The organism is uncultured Stenotrophomonas sp., from assembly GCF_963519925.1.
In the GTDB taxonomy this organism is placed as follows: Bacteria; Pseudomonadota; Gammaproteobacteria; order Xanthomonadales; family Xanthomonadaceae; genus Stenotrophomonas; species Stenotrophomonas maltophilia_AE.
The window spans coordinates 15,788-30,086 of the sequence record NZ_CAUQPH010000039.1 but is presented as its reverse complement, the minus strand read 5'-3'; the positions used below and the strand labels follow the sequence as shown (position 1 = coordinate 30,086).

At 66.5% G+C, this 14,299-nt stretch carries 10 protein-coding genes; 7 read left to right on the top strand and 3 right to left on the bottom strand.

Annotated features, from left to right (window positions below; translation table 11 throughout):
- The 5 genes from RWO33_RS09530 to RWO33_RS09510 all read left to right on the top strand — a co-directional run.
- On the top strand, positions 1-938 hold a 938-nt coding region (locus RWO33_RS09530), incomplete at its 5' end, for a DUF2135 domain-containing protein (protein ID WP_314104625.1).
- 260 nt (positions 939-1,198) lie between these two features.
- A protein-coding gene (gene prfB, locus RWO33_RS09525) for a peptide chain release factor 2 (protein WP_145478516.1) occupies positions 1,199-2,324 on the top strand; the annotation gives its coding sequence in 2 pieces (ribosomal slippage) (positions 1,199-1,273 and positions 1,275-2,324; 1,125 coding nt in all).
- A 76-nt stretch (positions 2,325-2,400) separates the two neighbouring features.
- Positions 2,401-3,918 (top strand): lysine--tRNA ligase, encoded by a 1,518-nt coding sequence (gene lysS / locus RWO33_RS09520; protein ID WP_314104623.1) that lies wholly within the window; start codon positions 2,401-2,403, stop codon positions 3,916-3,918.
- A 201-nt stretch (positions 3,919-4,119) separates the two neighbouring features.
- A complete protein-coding gene (locus RWO33_RS09515; protein ID WP_314104621.1) occupies positions 4,120-5,259 on the top strand; it encodes a two-component system response regulator in 1,140 nt (379 codons plus the stop codon).
- Between the two features lie 10 nt (positions 5,260-5,269).
- Positions 5,270-7,435: an ATP-binding protein gene (locus RWO33_RS09510; RefSeq protein ID WP_314104627.1), complete on the top strand. Its 2,166-nt coding sequence runs from the start codon at positions 5,270-5,272 to the stop codon at positions 7,433-7,435.
- 63 nt (positions 7,436-7,498) lie between these two features.
- Here the strand turns inward: RWO33_RS09510 and RWO33_RS09505 are convergent, their stop codons facing one another.
- The 3 genes from RWO33_RS09505 to acnA form a co-directional block, all read right to left on the bottom strand.
- Positions 7,499-8,368, bottom strand: a complete 870-nt coding sequence (locus tag RWO33_RS09505; RefSeq protein ID WP_145477776.1) for a crotonase/enoyl-CoA hydratase family protein — start codon at positions 8,366-8,368, stop codon at positions 7,499-7,501.
- A 329-nt stretch (positions 8,369-8,697) separates the two neighbouring features.
- A complete protein-coding gene (locus RWO33_RS09500; protein ID WP_314104619.1) occupies positions 8,698-10,374 on the bottom strand; it encodes a long-chain fatty acid--CoA ligase in 1,677 nt (558 codons plus the stop codon).
- Between the two features lie 211 nt (positions 10,375-10,585).
- The gene (gene acnA, locus RWO33_RS09495) at positions 10,586-13,339 is read right to left on the bottom strand and encodes an aconitate hydratase AcnA (protein WP_314104617.1); all 2,754 of its coding nucleotides are present in this window, start codon (positions 13,337-13,339) and stop codon (positions 10,586-10,588) included.
- A 272-nt stretch (positions 13,340-13,611) separates the two neighbouring features.
- Between acnA and RWO33_RS09490 the strand changes: the two genes are divergently transcribed.
- Both RWO33_RS09490 and RWO33_RS09485 read left to right on the top strand, forming a co-directional pair.
- Complete coding sequence (locus RWO33_RS09490) at positions 13,612-13,836, top strand: AbrB/MazE/SpoVT family DNA-binding domain-containing protein (RefSeq protein WP_314104615.1); 225 nt, start codon at positions 13,612-13,614, stop codon at positions 13,834-13,836.
- A gap of 7 nt (positions 13,837-13,843) precedes the next feature.
- Positions 13,844-14,242, top strand: coding sequence for a type II toxin-antitoxin system VapC family toxin (locus tag RWO33_RS09485; RefSeq protein ID WP_314104613.1), 399 nt, complete (start codon positions 13,844-13,846; stop codon positions 14,240-14,242).
- Positions 14,243-14,299: the final 57 nt, after the last annotated feature.

The following is a 14,299-nucleotide window of genomic DNA, read 5'->3' as shown; positions in this document are numbered from 1 at the left end:
CGGACGAGGAGGTCGACACCGGGGTCAACCAGGGTGCCCTGCGCATCACGGTGGCGGCATGGGCGCCGGACTCGGTCTACGCCCGCCGCCTGCGCGCCGCGCGCCCCGACGCGGTCTACGCGCTGTACCTGCAGGAGCGCGCAGCGCATGCCGACAGCAGCGCGTTCTATCTCGACGTGGCAGACATCCTGTTGGCCCAGGGCCAGCGCGACCTCGCGCTGCGGGTGCTGTCGAACCTGGCAGAAATGCAGCTGGAAAACCGCCACGTGCTGCGCGTGCTCGGTTACCGCCTGATGCAGGCCAAGGCGCCGGCGCTGGCGGTACCAGTGTTCCGCGACGTGCTGGCGCTGGGCGAGGAAGAGCCGCAGAGCTTCCGCGACCTGGCCCTGGCGCTGGAGGCCGACAACCAGCCGGCAGCGGCGCTGGCCGCCTTCAACGATGTGGTCGTGCGGCCGTGGGACGCCCGCTTCGACGGCATCTCGCTGATTGCACTGGACGAGCTGACCACGCTGGTGGCGCGCACCGGGGTCGACGCGGGCGCGGTCGATCCGCGCCTGCGCCGGGCCATGCCGCTTGACCTGCGCGTGGTGCTCAGCTGGGACAGCGACAACAGCGACATGGACCTGTGGGTGACCGATCCCAACGGCGAGCGCGTGTTCTACGGCAACCGGCTGAGCTACCAGGGTGGGCAGATGTCGCGCGACTTCACCGGCGGCTATGGTCCGGAGCAGTTCTCGCTGCGCCGGGCCAAGCCAGGCCGGTACAAGGTGGAGGCGAACTACTTCGGCAGCCGCGAGCAGCTGGTGACCGGGGCGACCACGCTCACGCTTCGCCTGAGCACGCACTGGGGCAGCCGCCGCCAGCAGGACCAGCAGGTCACGATGCGCCTGAAGGACAGTGCCGATACCGTGCTGGTGGGCGAGTTCGAGGTGCGGTGACGAACCCCTTGGGCCGGCCAACGGCCGGCGCTACCGGGGCCGCCGCCGGGCGGTGACGCGTCCCCCGTCCGCCGACCTCGGCCGGGGGCGCCACCCGTCATGCATGACGAAATCCGGTAGCGCCGGCCGTTGGCCGGCCCGCAGGAACCCATGCCACGCGCCTGCTCCGGACGCCGCCGATCCGCCCTCGGGCCTCAAACATGAACAGGCTGCTCTGCGCTACAATTCGCCTCTTGTCCCAAGCCTTCATGACCGCCGATATGATCGAGCTCAATCCCGTGCGCCAGCGAATCACCGATCTGACCGATCGCGTGGTCTCGCTCAGGGGGTATCTTTGACTACGACGCCAAGAAAGAGCGTCTGGAAGAAGTAACCCGGGAACTGGAAAACCCCGATATCTGGAACAACGCCGAATACGCCCAGACCCTGGGCCGCGAGCGTTCCAGCCTGGAAAAGACCGTGGGCGGCATCGCCACCATTCTTGATGGCCTGACCGAATCCGGCGAACTGCTGGAACTGGCTGAAAGCGAACAGGACGAAGAAACCGCCCTGGCCGTGGTTGCCGACCTGGACAAGTACCAGAAGCACGTGGAACAGCTGGAATTCCAGCGCATGTTCTCCGGCAAGATGGACAACGCCCCCGCGTTCGTCGACATCCAGGCCGGTGCCGGCGGCACCGAAGCCCAGGACTGGGCTGAAATCCTGCTGCGCATGTACCTGCGCTGGTGCGAATCGCGTGGCTGGAAGACCGAGCTGATGGAAGTGTCCGGCGGCGACGTCGCCGGCATCAAGTCGGCCACGCTGCGCGTGGAAGGCGACTACGCCTATGGCTGGCTGAAGACCGAAACCGGCGTGCACCGCCTCGTGCGCAAGTCGCCGTTCGATTCGGACAACCGCCGCCACACCAGCTTCACCTCGGTGTTCGTGTCGCCGGAAGTCGACAACAACATCGAGATCGACATCAACCCGGCCGACCTGCGTACCGACGTGTACCGGTCGTCGGGCGCCGGTGGCCAGCACGTCAACAAGACCGAGTCGGCGGTGCGCATCACCCATATCCCGACCAACACGGTCGTGGCCTGCCAGACCGGCCGCAGCCAGCACCAGAACCGCGACAACGCGATGAAGATGCTGGCCGCCAAGCTGTACGAGCTGGAAATCCAGAAGCGCAACGCCGAGCGCGATGCGGTGGAAGCGACCAAGTCCGACATCGGCTGGGGCAGCCAGATCCGCAACTACGTGCTCGACCAGAGCCGCATCAAGGACCTGCGTACCGGCATCGAACGTTCGGATACGCAGAAGGTGCTCGACGGCGACCTCGACGAATTCGTCGAAGCCAGCCTGAAGTCGGGCCTTGAAGTCGGTGCCAAACGCGTCGACGCCTGACCGTCGGGCCGCCGCGTGCGGCCCGGCCCCTGTTCTACCCTTTCCTGTCCATCTTCCCCAGACACAGACCCACGCCATGAACGATCAGACTCCCGCGCCGCAGCCCTCCGTCGACGAGAACAGCCTCATCGCCGAGCGCCGCGCGAAACTGACCGCGCTGCGCGGGCAGGGCATCGCCTACCCGAACGACTTCCGTCGCGAGGATTTCGCCGGCAAGCTGCAGGCCGAGTTCGCCGATGCCGAGCAGTGGACCGCCGAAGCGCTGGAAGCCAGCGACCGCACGGTGAAGATGGCCGGTCGGCTGATGGCCAAGCGGGTGATGGGCAAGGCCAGCTTCGCCCAGATCCAGGACGAGTCCGGCCGTATCCAGCTGTTCCTGCAGGGCACCGCGCTGGGCGATGTGTATGCCGCCTTCAAGGGCTGGGACGTGGGCGACATCATCGCCGTCGAAGGCGGGCTGACCCGTACCAAGACCGGTGAGCTGTCGGTCAAGGCCACCAGCATCCGCCTGCTGACCAAGTCGCTGCGTCCGCTGCCGGACAAGTGGCACGGCCTGGCCGACGTGGAACAGCGCTACCGCCAGCGCTATGTCGACCTGATCGTGACCCCGGAGTCGCGTGAGGTGTTCATCAAGCGCTCGCGGATCATCCGCGCCATGCGCGCCTGGCTGGACAACCGCGACTTCCTGGAAGTCGAAACGCCGATGATGCATTACATCCCCGGCGGCGCCACGGCCAAGCCGTTCACCACCCACCACAACGCGCTGGACCTGGACCTGTACCTGCGCGTGGCCCCGGAGCTGTACCTCAAGCGCCTGGTGGTGGGTGGGCTGGAGCGCGTGTACGAGATCAACCGCAACTTCCGCAACGAAGGCGTCAGCACCCGGCACAACCCGGAATTCACCATGATGGAGCTGTACGAGGCCTACGCCACGTACAACGAAGTGATGGACCTGACCGAAGGCGTGATCCGTGACGTGGCCAGCAAGGTGCTGGGCACCACCACGGTGGAATGGGACGGCGCCACCATCGACCTGGCCCCGGCGTTCCGTCGCTGGCGCATGGACGAGGCGGTGCGCCACCACAATCCCGAGATCAGCGAAGCCGACTGCACCGACCGCGAGGCGCTGCTGCGCCATTGCGAACGCCTGAAGATCCGGGTCAAGCCGTCCTACGGCTGGGGCAAGCTGCTGCTGGAGATCTTCGAAGCCACCGTCGAGCACACCCTGGTGCAGCCGACCTTCATTACCGACCACCCGGTCGAGGTCTCGCCGCTGGCCCGCGCCAACGACGACCAGCCGGGCTACACCGACCGCTTCGAGCTGTTCATCAACGGCAAGGAGCTGGCCAACGGCTTCTCCGAGCTGAACGACCCGGAAGACCAGGCCGCGCGCTTCCAGGCCCAGGTCACGGCCAAGGAAGGTGGCGACGACGAGGCCATGCACTACGACGCCGACTATATCCGTGCGCTGGAGTACGGTATGGCGCCGACCGGCGGCCTGGGCATCGGCATCGACCGGTTGGTGATGCTGCTGACCGGCAGCAGCTCGATCCGGGATGTCCTGCTTTTCCCCTACATGCGCCCCGAAAACTGAGACGTAGTTCCGGAAGGGCCGCCGTAGGCCTCCCGGCGGGGTTCCGCTGGGATGGCCGTACGAGTATGGTTTCCGCGTGGCCTATTGAGTCGCCCTATGGGCGACGGCCGCGGATCATGAGAACTGGGCGGCGCCTGCGTGACACGCATCACGGCGCCACCACGATCATGAACAGGGGAATCATGACCGGAGGTGGGTCCCATGCAAGGTGCCGGAGTTCAGAGCAGCGGAGTATCCTTTTCGCAGCACGTTCCAGTGTGGTCCAGAAAGACGACGGAAGCAGCCTTGAATATTGTCATCGTTGACGATCAGACGTCCGCGCGCACGATGCTGCGGCATGTCATCGAGGACATCGCGCCCGAGCTGAGCGTGCATGATTTCGGCGACCCGCTCACCGCGTTGGCCTGGTGCGAATCGCACGGGGTGGACCTGCTGCTGCTGGATTACCGCATGCCGGAAATGGACGGGCTGGAGTTCGCCCGCCGGTTCCGGCGCCTGCCCAAGCACCGCGACATCCCGGTGATCCTGATTACCGTGGTCGGCGACGAACCGATCCGCCAGGCCGCGCTCGAAGCCGGGGTGATCGACTTCCTGGTCAAGCCGATCCGGCCGCGCGAACTGCGCGCACGCTGCTACAACCTCCTGCAGCTGCGCCAGCAGTCCGAAAACGTGAAGCAGCGGGCGATGTCGCTGGAACAACGCCTGCTGGCCAGCATGCACGAGGTCGAGGAGCGCGAGCGCGAAACGCTGTCGCGACTGGCCCGCGCGATCGAGTTCCGTGACGCCGGCACCAGCGCCTACCTGGAGCGCATGGCCCACGTGGCCGGGCTGATCGCCGAACAGCTGGGCCTGCCCGAGGAAGAGGTCAAGCTGATCGAAATGGCGGCCCCGCTGCACGACATGGGCAAGATCGCCATTCCCGATGCGGTGCTGCTCAAGCAGGGCAAGCTGGACGAGGAGGAGCTGGCGATCATGCGCCGGCACCCCCGGATCGGCTACGAGCTGCTCAGCGGCAGCCAGAACCGCTTCATCCAGGTTGGCGCGCTGATCGCGCTGCGCCACCACGAGCGCTATGACGGCAGCGGCTATCCCGACGGCCTGCGCGGCGACGCGATTCCGCTGGAAGCGCGCATCGTGGCGGTGGCCGACGTGTTCGATGCGCTGATCTCGCCGCGCCCGTACAAGGAAGCGTGGACGATGGAAGCGACCCTGGCCTACCTGTACGCGCAGCGCGGCCGCCTGTTCGACCCGCGCTGCGTGGATGCGCTGCTGCGCGGCCGGCAACAGCTGGATGAGATCTGCGCGCAGCATTCCACTGCGTCGGCGCGACCGGGGTTATGACGTGCAGGGCATGATCCATGCGTTGAAGCAGCGGCTGGGCAACCGACCCGATACCGAGCACGGCCAGGCGATCGTGCGCATGGTGCTGATCGTGCTGATCCTGGGCTACGTGTTGCTTCCCGGTCCGCGCCATGACCTGCCGCACCATCAATACCAGGTGGTGCTGGGCATCGTGCTGACCGGGTTGACGCTGTCGGTGCTGCTGTTCGCGTGGCTGCTGGCACGCCCCGGGCGTTCCGATCCGCGCCGCGTCGCCGGCATGCTGGCCGACTACGGCCTCATCGCTGCGGGCATGGTGCAGATGGGCGAGCCGCTGGCCTGGGTCTACATCGTGGTGATGTGGGTGACCGTGGGCAACGGCATGCGCTACGGCAACAAATACCTGTACGCGGCCGTGGGCATGGCGCTGGTCAGCTTCGGCGTGACCGTGCTGGGCACTGGGTACTGGCAGGCCAACGCGCGGCTGGGCTTCGGCCTGTGGCTGGGCCTGGCGGCGGTGCCGCTGTACTTCGCCACGCTGCTGCGCCAGTTGACCCACGCGATGGACGAGGCGCGCCGCGCCAGCGAAGCCAAGAGCCGCTTCCTGGCCAACATGAGCCACGAATTCCGCACGCCGCTGAACGGCCTGTCCGGCATGACCGAGGTGCTGGCCACCACCACCCTCGACGAAGAACAGCGCGAGTGCGTCAACACCATCCAGGCCTCCTCGCGCAGCCTGTTGGCGCTGGTGGAAGAGGTGCTGGACATTTCGGCGATCGAAGCCGGCAAGCTGCGCGTGGTCGCCGAGGACTTCTCGCTGGACGAGGTGGTGCAGTCGATCGGCCTGATCCTGATGCCGCAGGCCAGGCTAAAGCGGCTGGACTACCAGGTCAAGGTGGCCGCCGGCGTGCCTAAGCTGCTGCGCGGCGATCTCGGCCACCTGCGCCAGATCCTGCTCAACCTGGCCGGCAATGCGGTCAAGTTCACCGAGCACGGCCGCGTCGAGATCCGCGTATCGCAGCTGCGCGAAGAGAACGAGGGCCAGGTCCGGCTGCGCTTCGACATCCTCGACACCGGCATCGGCGTGGTCCCGGACATGCGCGCGCGCCTGTTCCAGGCCTTCGAGCAGGCCGACGTCAGCCTGGGCCGCCGCCATGAGGGCAGCGGGCTGGGGACCTCGATTTCACGGGGGCTGGTGGAAGCAATGGGCGGACAGATCGGCTATGCCGAGAACCCGCCGCAGGGCAGCTGCTTCTGGTTCGAACTGCCGTTCGCGCTGCCGCCGGTGGTGGCCGGCGAGTACACCCCGGCCGTGGTCGGGGACGGCGGCAGCGGGGCACCGGACAATGTGATCGCGTTCGCCGACCCGTTCCTGCGCCATCGCGCCCGCGTGCGCAGCATGAAGGTGCTGGTCGCCGACGACCACCAGGCCAACCGGCTGGTGCTGCAGCGGCTGCTGCAGAAGGCCGGGCACAAGGTCGTGTGCGTGAACGGTGGCGAGGCGGTGCTCGATGCCATGGCCGAGAGCGATTACGACGTGGCCATCGTCGACCTGCACATGCCCGGCATGAGCGGGCTGGACATGCTCAAGGAGCTGCGCGTGCTGCAGGCCGGTGGCGCGCCGCGCACCCCGGTGCTGGTACTCAGCGCCGACGTCACCCCCGAGTCGATCCAGCAGTGCACCCAGGCCGGCGCACATACGTTCTTCGGCAAGCCGGTGGTCCCGGTGAAGCTGCTCGACACGCTGGCCGAGATTGCCGCCAATGACGGCCTCAAGGTGCGCACCGCAGTGGTGCAGCCGCCACCGGTGGCGGTGGGCGTGCTGGACACCGGCGTGCTCGACGAGCTGGCTGCGCTGGGCATGGGCGACGGCTTCGAGCAGGAGTTCATCCGCCAGTGCCTGGCCGACGCCACGCAGTGCGTGGGCGTGGCCATGGAAGCGGGCGAGCGCGGCGACTGGCCGCACCTTCGCGAGCAGGCGCATGCCATCAAGGGCGTGGCCAGCAACCTGGGACTGGTGCGGGTGGCTTACCGTGCCGGCGAGGTGATGCACCTGGCCGACTGGCAGCTCAAGAGCGAATGGCGCGAGCGGATGAAGCTGATCCGCGGCGCGGTCAAGGAAGGCCGCCAGGCGTTGGAGGAGCGGCGTCGCCCCGGCGCGTCGTCCAGCGACGACGGCGGGATCGACATGCGTTGAAAGGAAAAAAGCCCGGTCCTCACCGGGCTTTTTTACCTGACCCCCTTGTTGACGGTGCCGCGCTTACGCGGCATCGAACTGGGCACGGCGGGTCTGCGCTTTGATCAGCCGGTCCATGGTGCGCAGCGACTTGTCTTCCAGGGCCAATGCCGAATCCACCCAGATCTTGGTGATTTCGAGCAGTTCATCGTAGCCCACCGCCTGTGCAAGGTTGCGGGCGGCGTTCATGGCCAGGTAGGTGCGCGGGGTGCGCTGCTGCTGGCGGATCAGGTCTTCGGCCGCCTTTACGCCCTGGCCCTTCGGCACCAGCACGTCGACCACGCCCATGGCATGCATCTCTTCGGACGAGTAGACCCGGCCTTCCAGGATGATCTTCTCGGCCAGCTGCGGCGCCACGCGGCGGCACAGGAACGAGTACGCGCCCATGCCGGGGAACAGCCCGAACAGCACTTCGGGCAGGCCCATGCCGCAGCCTTCCTCGGCGATGATGGTGTGGCAGGCCAGCGCCATTTCCAGGCCACCGCCCAGCGCATCGCCCTGGATCAGTGCGATCGAGCGCACGTCGCCACCGAAGCCAGTGTGCAGGTGGTGCACGCCTTCCACGCAGCGCTGCGCATAGGCCAGCAGGCGGTCGCGGTTGCCTTCGCGGATCAGCTGGGCGAACAGGGCCAGGTCGCCGCCCAGGTTGTAGGCGGTGGCATCGGAGGCGAGCACGAAGTGGCGCAGGCGGCCGCTGTTGCGCTCGGCGGGGGACAGGGTGATCTGGCTCATCACGCTCCACATCTCATCCAGCATGTCCTTGCGGCAGCAGGGACGGATGCCGGTGGCGGCGTCGGCGTGCATGAACAGCCAGTGGGCGGCATTGTCCGGAGTCGATTCGGTGCGGATGGTCGCGTAGCCGCGGGAATACGGAAGCTTTTCGATGGATTGCATGGGGATTACCTCGGCGGGTTGGCCTGCAGGGAGGACGGTGGGCGGCAGGCCGGACGGGTCCACACGCCGCGATCCTACACCGCCGGTGCCGGGTGCAATGCATGGATCCGGTCGCACCGTTGCGGGGCCTTGGAAACTGGCTGGAATCCCCGTACGCCTTGCGCGGCGGGGGTATTGCGTGTGCGGTCAGCGACGTGCCTGCGCGCGCCCGAGTGGTATGTCGGTGCAGAATCCGCGGATTCGTTTCAATCCGAGCCACGCCGCCCGGAAATGGAAACGCCCGCGAGGATAGCCTCGCGGGCGTCAGCTTCTCACGTGATTCAGTCTGGTTACGCCGCCGGGGCGTCTCGCAGCTCGCGGCGCAGGATCTTGCCGACGTTGGTCTTCGGCAGTTCCTTGCGGAACTCGACGATCTTCGGGTGCTTGTACCCGGTCAGGTTGGCGCGGGCGTGTTCCTTGACCATCTCGGCGGTCAGGTTCGGGTCCTTCTTGACGATCACGACCTTGACGATTTCGCCGGACTTTTCGTCGGGCACGCCGACCGCAGCCACTTCCAGCACGCCCGGCATCATCGCGATGACGTCTTCGACTTCGTTCGGGTACACGTTGAAGCCGGACACGAGGATCATGTCCTTCTTGCGGTCCACGATGTAGAAGAAGCCATTCTCGTCCATGCGCGCCATGTCGCCGGTGTGCAGCCAGCCGTCGGCGTCGATGGCCTTGGCGGTGTCTTCCGGGCGCTGCCAGTAGCCCTTCATCACCTGCGGCCCGCGGATGCACAGCTCGCCGACATCGCCCGGCGTCAGGGTGGCGCCGTTGTCGTCCTTCACGCAGGCGTCGGTGGACGGAATCGGCAGGCCGATCGCGCCGTTGTACTCAGGCAGGTCGAGCGGGTTAATGCAGGCCGCCGGTGAGGTCTCGGTCAGGCCGTAGGCCTCGACCAGGGTGACGCCGGTGGTCTTCTTCCAGCGCTCGGCCACGGCGCGCTGCACCGCCATGCCGCCGCCCAGGGTGACCTTCAGCGAGGAGAAGTCCACCTCGTCGAAGCCGGGGGTGTTGAGCAGGCCGTTGAACAGCGTGTTGACGCCGGTGATCGCGGTGAAGCGGGTCGACTTGAGCTCCTTGACGAAGCCCTTCATGTCGCGCGGGTTGGTGATCAGGTGGTTGCAGCCACCGAACTTCATGAAGACCAGTCCGTTCGCGGTCAGTGCGAAGATGTGGTACAGCGGCAGGGCGGTGATGATGACTTCCTTGCCCATTTCGATGCCCGACGCGGAGATCCACGCCGACGCCTGCTGCATGTTGGCGACCAGGTTGCGGTTGGTGAGCATTGCCCCCTTGGCCACGCCGGTGGTGCCGCCGGTGTACTGCAGGAAGGCCACGTCGTCGTGGTCCAGTTCCACCTTCGGCAGGGTGTGGCCGCTGCCCAGCTTCAGCGCCTGGTTGAAGCGGATGGCGCCGCGCAGGGTGTAGTTGGGCACCATCTTCTTGATGTACTTCAGCACGAAGTTCACCACCACGCCCTTCAGGCCGAGCATGTCGCCCAGGCCGGTGGTGATGACCTGCTTGATCGGGGTGTCGGCGATGACCTGCTGCACGGTGTCGCCGAAGTTGTCCACCACCACCAGCACCGCTGCGCCGGAGTCGACCAGCTGGTGCTTGAGCTCGCGCGCGGTGTACAGCGGGTTGACGTTGACCACGGTCAGGCCGGCCCGCAGGACGCCGAAGGTGGCGACCGGGTACTGCAGGCAGTTGGGCATCATCAGGGCGACGCGGTCGCCCTTCTTGAGCTTCAGTTCGCCCAGCAGGTAGGCGGTGAACTGTTCGACCAGGGCGTCGGTTTCACCATAGGTGAGCACCTTGCCGAAGCTGGAATAGGCGGGACGGTCGCGGTACTTGGCCACCGAGGCGTCGAACACGGCCGAGACCGAATGGAACTCGTTGACGTCGATTTCGGCAGGTACGCCGTTCGGATAGCTCTTCAGCCAGGGACGTTCCAGACTCATATTCCCCCTCCAGGAAACGTTGATGGTGTGATGCCGGCGGACAGTATCCGTCGTTTCGGTCCCCGGCAGCATACCGGGCCGAATGGAAAACGCGAAGAGGTTGTGAATAAAGCGTGCAGGGCACGTGTAGAGCCGGCCTGTGGCCGGCTGTGCGCGGGGGTGGGACCATGAGGAGCCGGCCAGAGGCCGGCTCTACGAGGGCAGGCCAGCTTCAGCGGGCCGCCAGCTGGCGCAGGACGTACTGGAGCAGGCCGCCGTGCTTGAAGTACTCCACTTCCTTGGGGGTCAGCAGCATGACGTGGGCCTCGAAGCTCCTTGCCGTGCCGTCGGCACGGGTGGCGGTGAGGGTGGCGGTCTTGCTGGCGCCATCGGCCAGGCCGGTGATGTCGACCACTTCCGAGCCGTCCAGGCCCAGCGACTGGGCGTTCTCGCCGGCCTTGAACTGCAGCGGCAGCACGCCCATGCCGACCAGGTTGGAGCGGTGGATGCGCTCGAAGCTCTCGGCGACCACCGCCTTCACGCCCAGCAGGTTGGTGCCCTTGGCCGCCCAGTCGCGCGAGGAGCCGGTGCCGTATTCCTTGCCGGCGAACACCACCAGCGGCACGCCCTCGGCCTTGTATTTCATGGCCGCGTCGTAGATGGCCAGCTTCTGCGGCTCGCCACCATCCTGCGGGAAGTACAGGGTGTTGCCGCCTTCCTCGCCACCGAACATCAGGTTCTTGATGCGGATGTTGGCGAAGGTACCGCGCACCATCACGTCGTCGTTGCCGCGGCGGCTGCCGTAGCTGTTGAAGTCGGCCGGCTGCACGCCGCGTTCCTGCAGGAAACGACCTGCCGGGGAATCCTTCTTGATGTTGCCGGCCGGGGAGATGTGGTCGGTGGTGATCGAGTCGCCGAACAGGCCCATCACCCGTGCCCCGTGCACGTCGTCGATATGGCCGACCTGCATGGTCATGCCCTCGAAGTACGGCGGGTTCTTGATGTAGGTGGAGCTGCCGTCCCATTCGTACAGGTCGCCGTCGGGCGACTGGATGTTGTTCCAGCGGCTGTCGCCCTTGAACACGTCGGCGTAGTTCTGCTTGAACATCTCCGGCCCGATGGTGGCGGCGATCACGTCGCCGATCTCCTTGTTGCTCGGCCAGATGTCGCGCAGGTACACCGGCTGGCCGTCGCTGCCGGTGCCTAGCGGTTCGGTGGTGAGATCGATGTCGGTGGTGCCGGCGATGGCGTAGGCCACCACCAGCGGCGGGCTGGCCAGGTAGTTCATCTTCACCTCGGGGTGCACGCGGCCCTCGAAGTTGCGGTTGCCCGACAGCACCGAGGTCACCACCAGGTCGCCGCTGGCGATGCCGGCGCTGATTTCGGTGGGCAGGGGGCCGGAGTTGCCGATGCAGGTGGTGCAGCCATAGCCGACCACGTAGAAGCCGATCTTTTCCAGCTCGGTGAGTACGCCGGCCTTTTCCAGGTAGTCGGTGACCACGCGCGAGCCCGGGCCGAGCGAGGTCTTCACCCACGGCTTGCGGTCCAGGCCCCTGGCGGCGGCGTTGCGGGCCAGCAGGCCGGCGCCGATCATCACCGCCGGGTTGGAGGTATTGGTGCAGGAGGTGATCGCGGCGATGACCACCGCGCCGTCCTTGAGCCGGAAGCGGTTGCCGTCCAGTTCGACGTCGGCATGTCCCTTGGCCAGCTGCTCGTTGCCGACCGCGGCGCCGCCGCCTTCGTTGACGAAGGTGGCCACGTCTTCATTGCGCTTGTCGCGGTTGGTGGTGAGGCCGCCCAGGTTGTCGCGGTAGTTCTGCTTGACGTCCTGCAGCAGCACGCGGTCCTGCGGGCGCTTGGGGCCGGCCAGCGACGGCTTCACCTCGCCCATGTCCAGTTCCAGCGTGGCGCTGTAGCTGGCGGGTGCGGTGTCGGCGTCGTGCCACAGGCCCTGGGCTTTGGCATAGGCCTCGACCAGTGCGATCTGTGCTTCGCTGCGGCCGGACAGGCGCAGGTAGGTCAGCGATTCGTTGTCGATCGGGAAGATGCCGCAGGTGGCGCCGTACTCCGGCGCCATGTTGCCGATGGTGGCGCGGTCGGCCAGCGGAAGGTGCTGCAGGCCTTCGCCGAAGAACTCGACGAACTTGCCGACCACGCCGTGCTTGCGCAGCATCTGGGTGACGGTAAGCACCAGATCGGTGGCGGTGGCGCCCTCGGGCAGGCGGCCGGTGAGTTTGAAGCCGACCACCTGCGGAATCAGCATGGAGGAGGGCTGGCCCAGCATGGCCGCTTCGGCCTCGATGCCGCCCACGCCCCAGCCGAGCACGCCGATGCCGTTGATCATGGTGGTGTGGCTGTCGGTGCCGAACACGGTGTCAGGGTAGGCAACGGCCTTGCCGTCCTTGTCCGCGGTCATCACCACCCGGGCCAGGTTCTCCAGGTTCACCTGGTGGACGATGCCGGTGTTGGGCGGCACCACCTTGAAGTTGTCGAACGCCTTCTGGCCCCAGCGCAGGAAGCCGTAACGTTCCTGGTTGCGCTGGAATTCGATCTTGCCGTTGAGGTCCAGGGCGTCAGGCGTGCCGAACACATCCACCTGCACCGAGTGGTCGATGACCAGTTCCGAGGGAATCTGCGGATTGATCTGTTCCGGGCGGCCACCCAGCTTGACCACCGCGTCGCGCATCGCGGCCAGGTCGACCACGCAGGGCACGCCGGTGAAGTCCTGCAGCACCACGCGGGCCGGCATGAAGGCGATTTCGATGTCCGGCTCGGCCTTCGGGTCCCATTTCGCCACCGCTTCGATGTGCTCGCGGCCCACGGTGGCGCCGCCGTCCTCGTGCCGGAGCAGGTTCTCCAGCAGGATCTTCATCGAGTAGGGCAGGTGGGAGATGTCGAACTGCTGTCCGAGCTTGGGCAGGCTGAAGTAGTCGTAGGTGCTGCCGGCGACGTCCAGCTGGCTGCGGGTGGAGAACGAATCGCTCATGCGGGGAAACTCCTCTTGCGGATGGCTTGCAGTGGCCGCTGCGGGCCTGCTTGCGGTTGCCGGTGACCACACTCCGGCCTGGGGGTCAGTATGAACCCTTCAGCCAAGCCTCGGTCGTCGGCAGGGCATCAGGCTACCTATACGTATGTATCGCCCATGTCATTGGCGTGGCAGGGCGCGGGCGGTTCCGGGACAGCGTTCCTGAACAGGGCTGGGTGGAAGTATGCCCGGGGAAGTATGTATAATTTGTGCATACTTTGGAGGGCCTACCGATGGAAGCCACCGTTGCAGAACGCGGACAGATCACCTTGCCCAAGGCGGTCCGCGACGCGCTCGGCCTGACCAAGGGCACCCAGTTGAAAGTGGAGCTCGACGGCAGCCGCATCATCCTGCGCAAGAGCGTCGACGACGCCATCTCGCGTGCACGCGGCAAGTTCGCGCTGGACGGGTTCGATTCCGCCGAAGCGGCCGTCGTTGCCGTGCGCGACGCCGAATGAGCCCCGCATGATCGCCGTCGATTCCCCGGTCCTGATCGAACTGCTCAGCAACGGCCCCCAGGCCGACGCGGTGGAAGCCTGCCTGCGGCAGAGCCTGGTTGGCGGACGGGTGGTGATCTGCGGCGTGGTGCTGGCCGAGATCTGCGCTGCGCTGCGCGGTGGTGCCGAAGTGCAGGAAGCGCTTGAGGAAATGGGCATCCGCTTCAGCCCGCTGGAAGCCAAGTCGGCACTGCGCGCCGGCGAGATGCACCGCCGCCATCGCCAGCGCGGCAGCGACCGCCGCGGCATCGACGATTTCATGGTCGGCGCGCACGCACTGCTGCAGTGCGACGGCCTGATCACCTGGAACGACAAATTTTACCGCGACTACTTCAAGGGCCTGAAGCTGATCGTGCCGCAAGCCTGAGCCCGTAACTCAACCGCCGTATTCAACCGAAGTCTTTTCAAAGAATTTCCCGGGAGT

Coding starts and splice junctions, on each gene's coding strand:
- acnA (WP_314104617.1), bottom strand. CDS start 13,339: ATGAGCGATTCGTTCTCCACCCGCAGCCAGCTGGACGTCGCCGGCAGC.
- RWO33_RS09500 (WP_314104619.1), bottom strand. CDS start 10,374: ATGAGTCTGGAACGTCCCTGGCTGAAGAGCTATCCGAACGGCGTACCT.
- RWO33_RS09485 (WP_314104613.1), top strand. CDS start 13,844: ATGATCGCCGTCGATTCCCCGGTCCTGATCGAACTGCTCAGCAACGGC.
- RWO33_RS09515 (WP_314104621.1), top strand. CDS start 4,120: ATGCAAGGTGCCGGAGTTCAGAGCAGCGGAGTATCCTTTTCGCAGCAC.
- RWO33_RS09505 (WP_145477776.1), bottom strand. CDS start 8,368: ATGCAATCCATCGAAAAGCTTCCGTATTCCCGCGGCTACGCGACCATC.
- lysS (WP_314104623.1), top strand. CDS start 2,401: ATGAACGATCAGACTCCCGCGCCGCAGCCCTCCGTCGACGAGAACAGC.
- RWO33_RS09490 (WP_314104615.1), top strand. CDS start 13,612: ATGGAAGCCACCGTTGCAGAACGCGGACAGATCACCTTGCCCAAGGCG.
- RWO33_RS09510 (WP_314104627.1), top strand. CDS start 5,270: ATGATCCATGCGTTGAAGCAGCGGCTGGGCAACCGACCCGATACCGAG.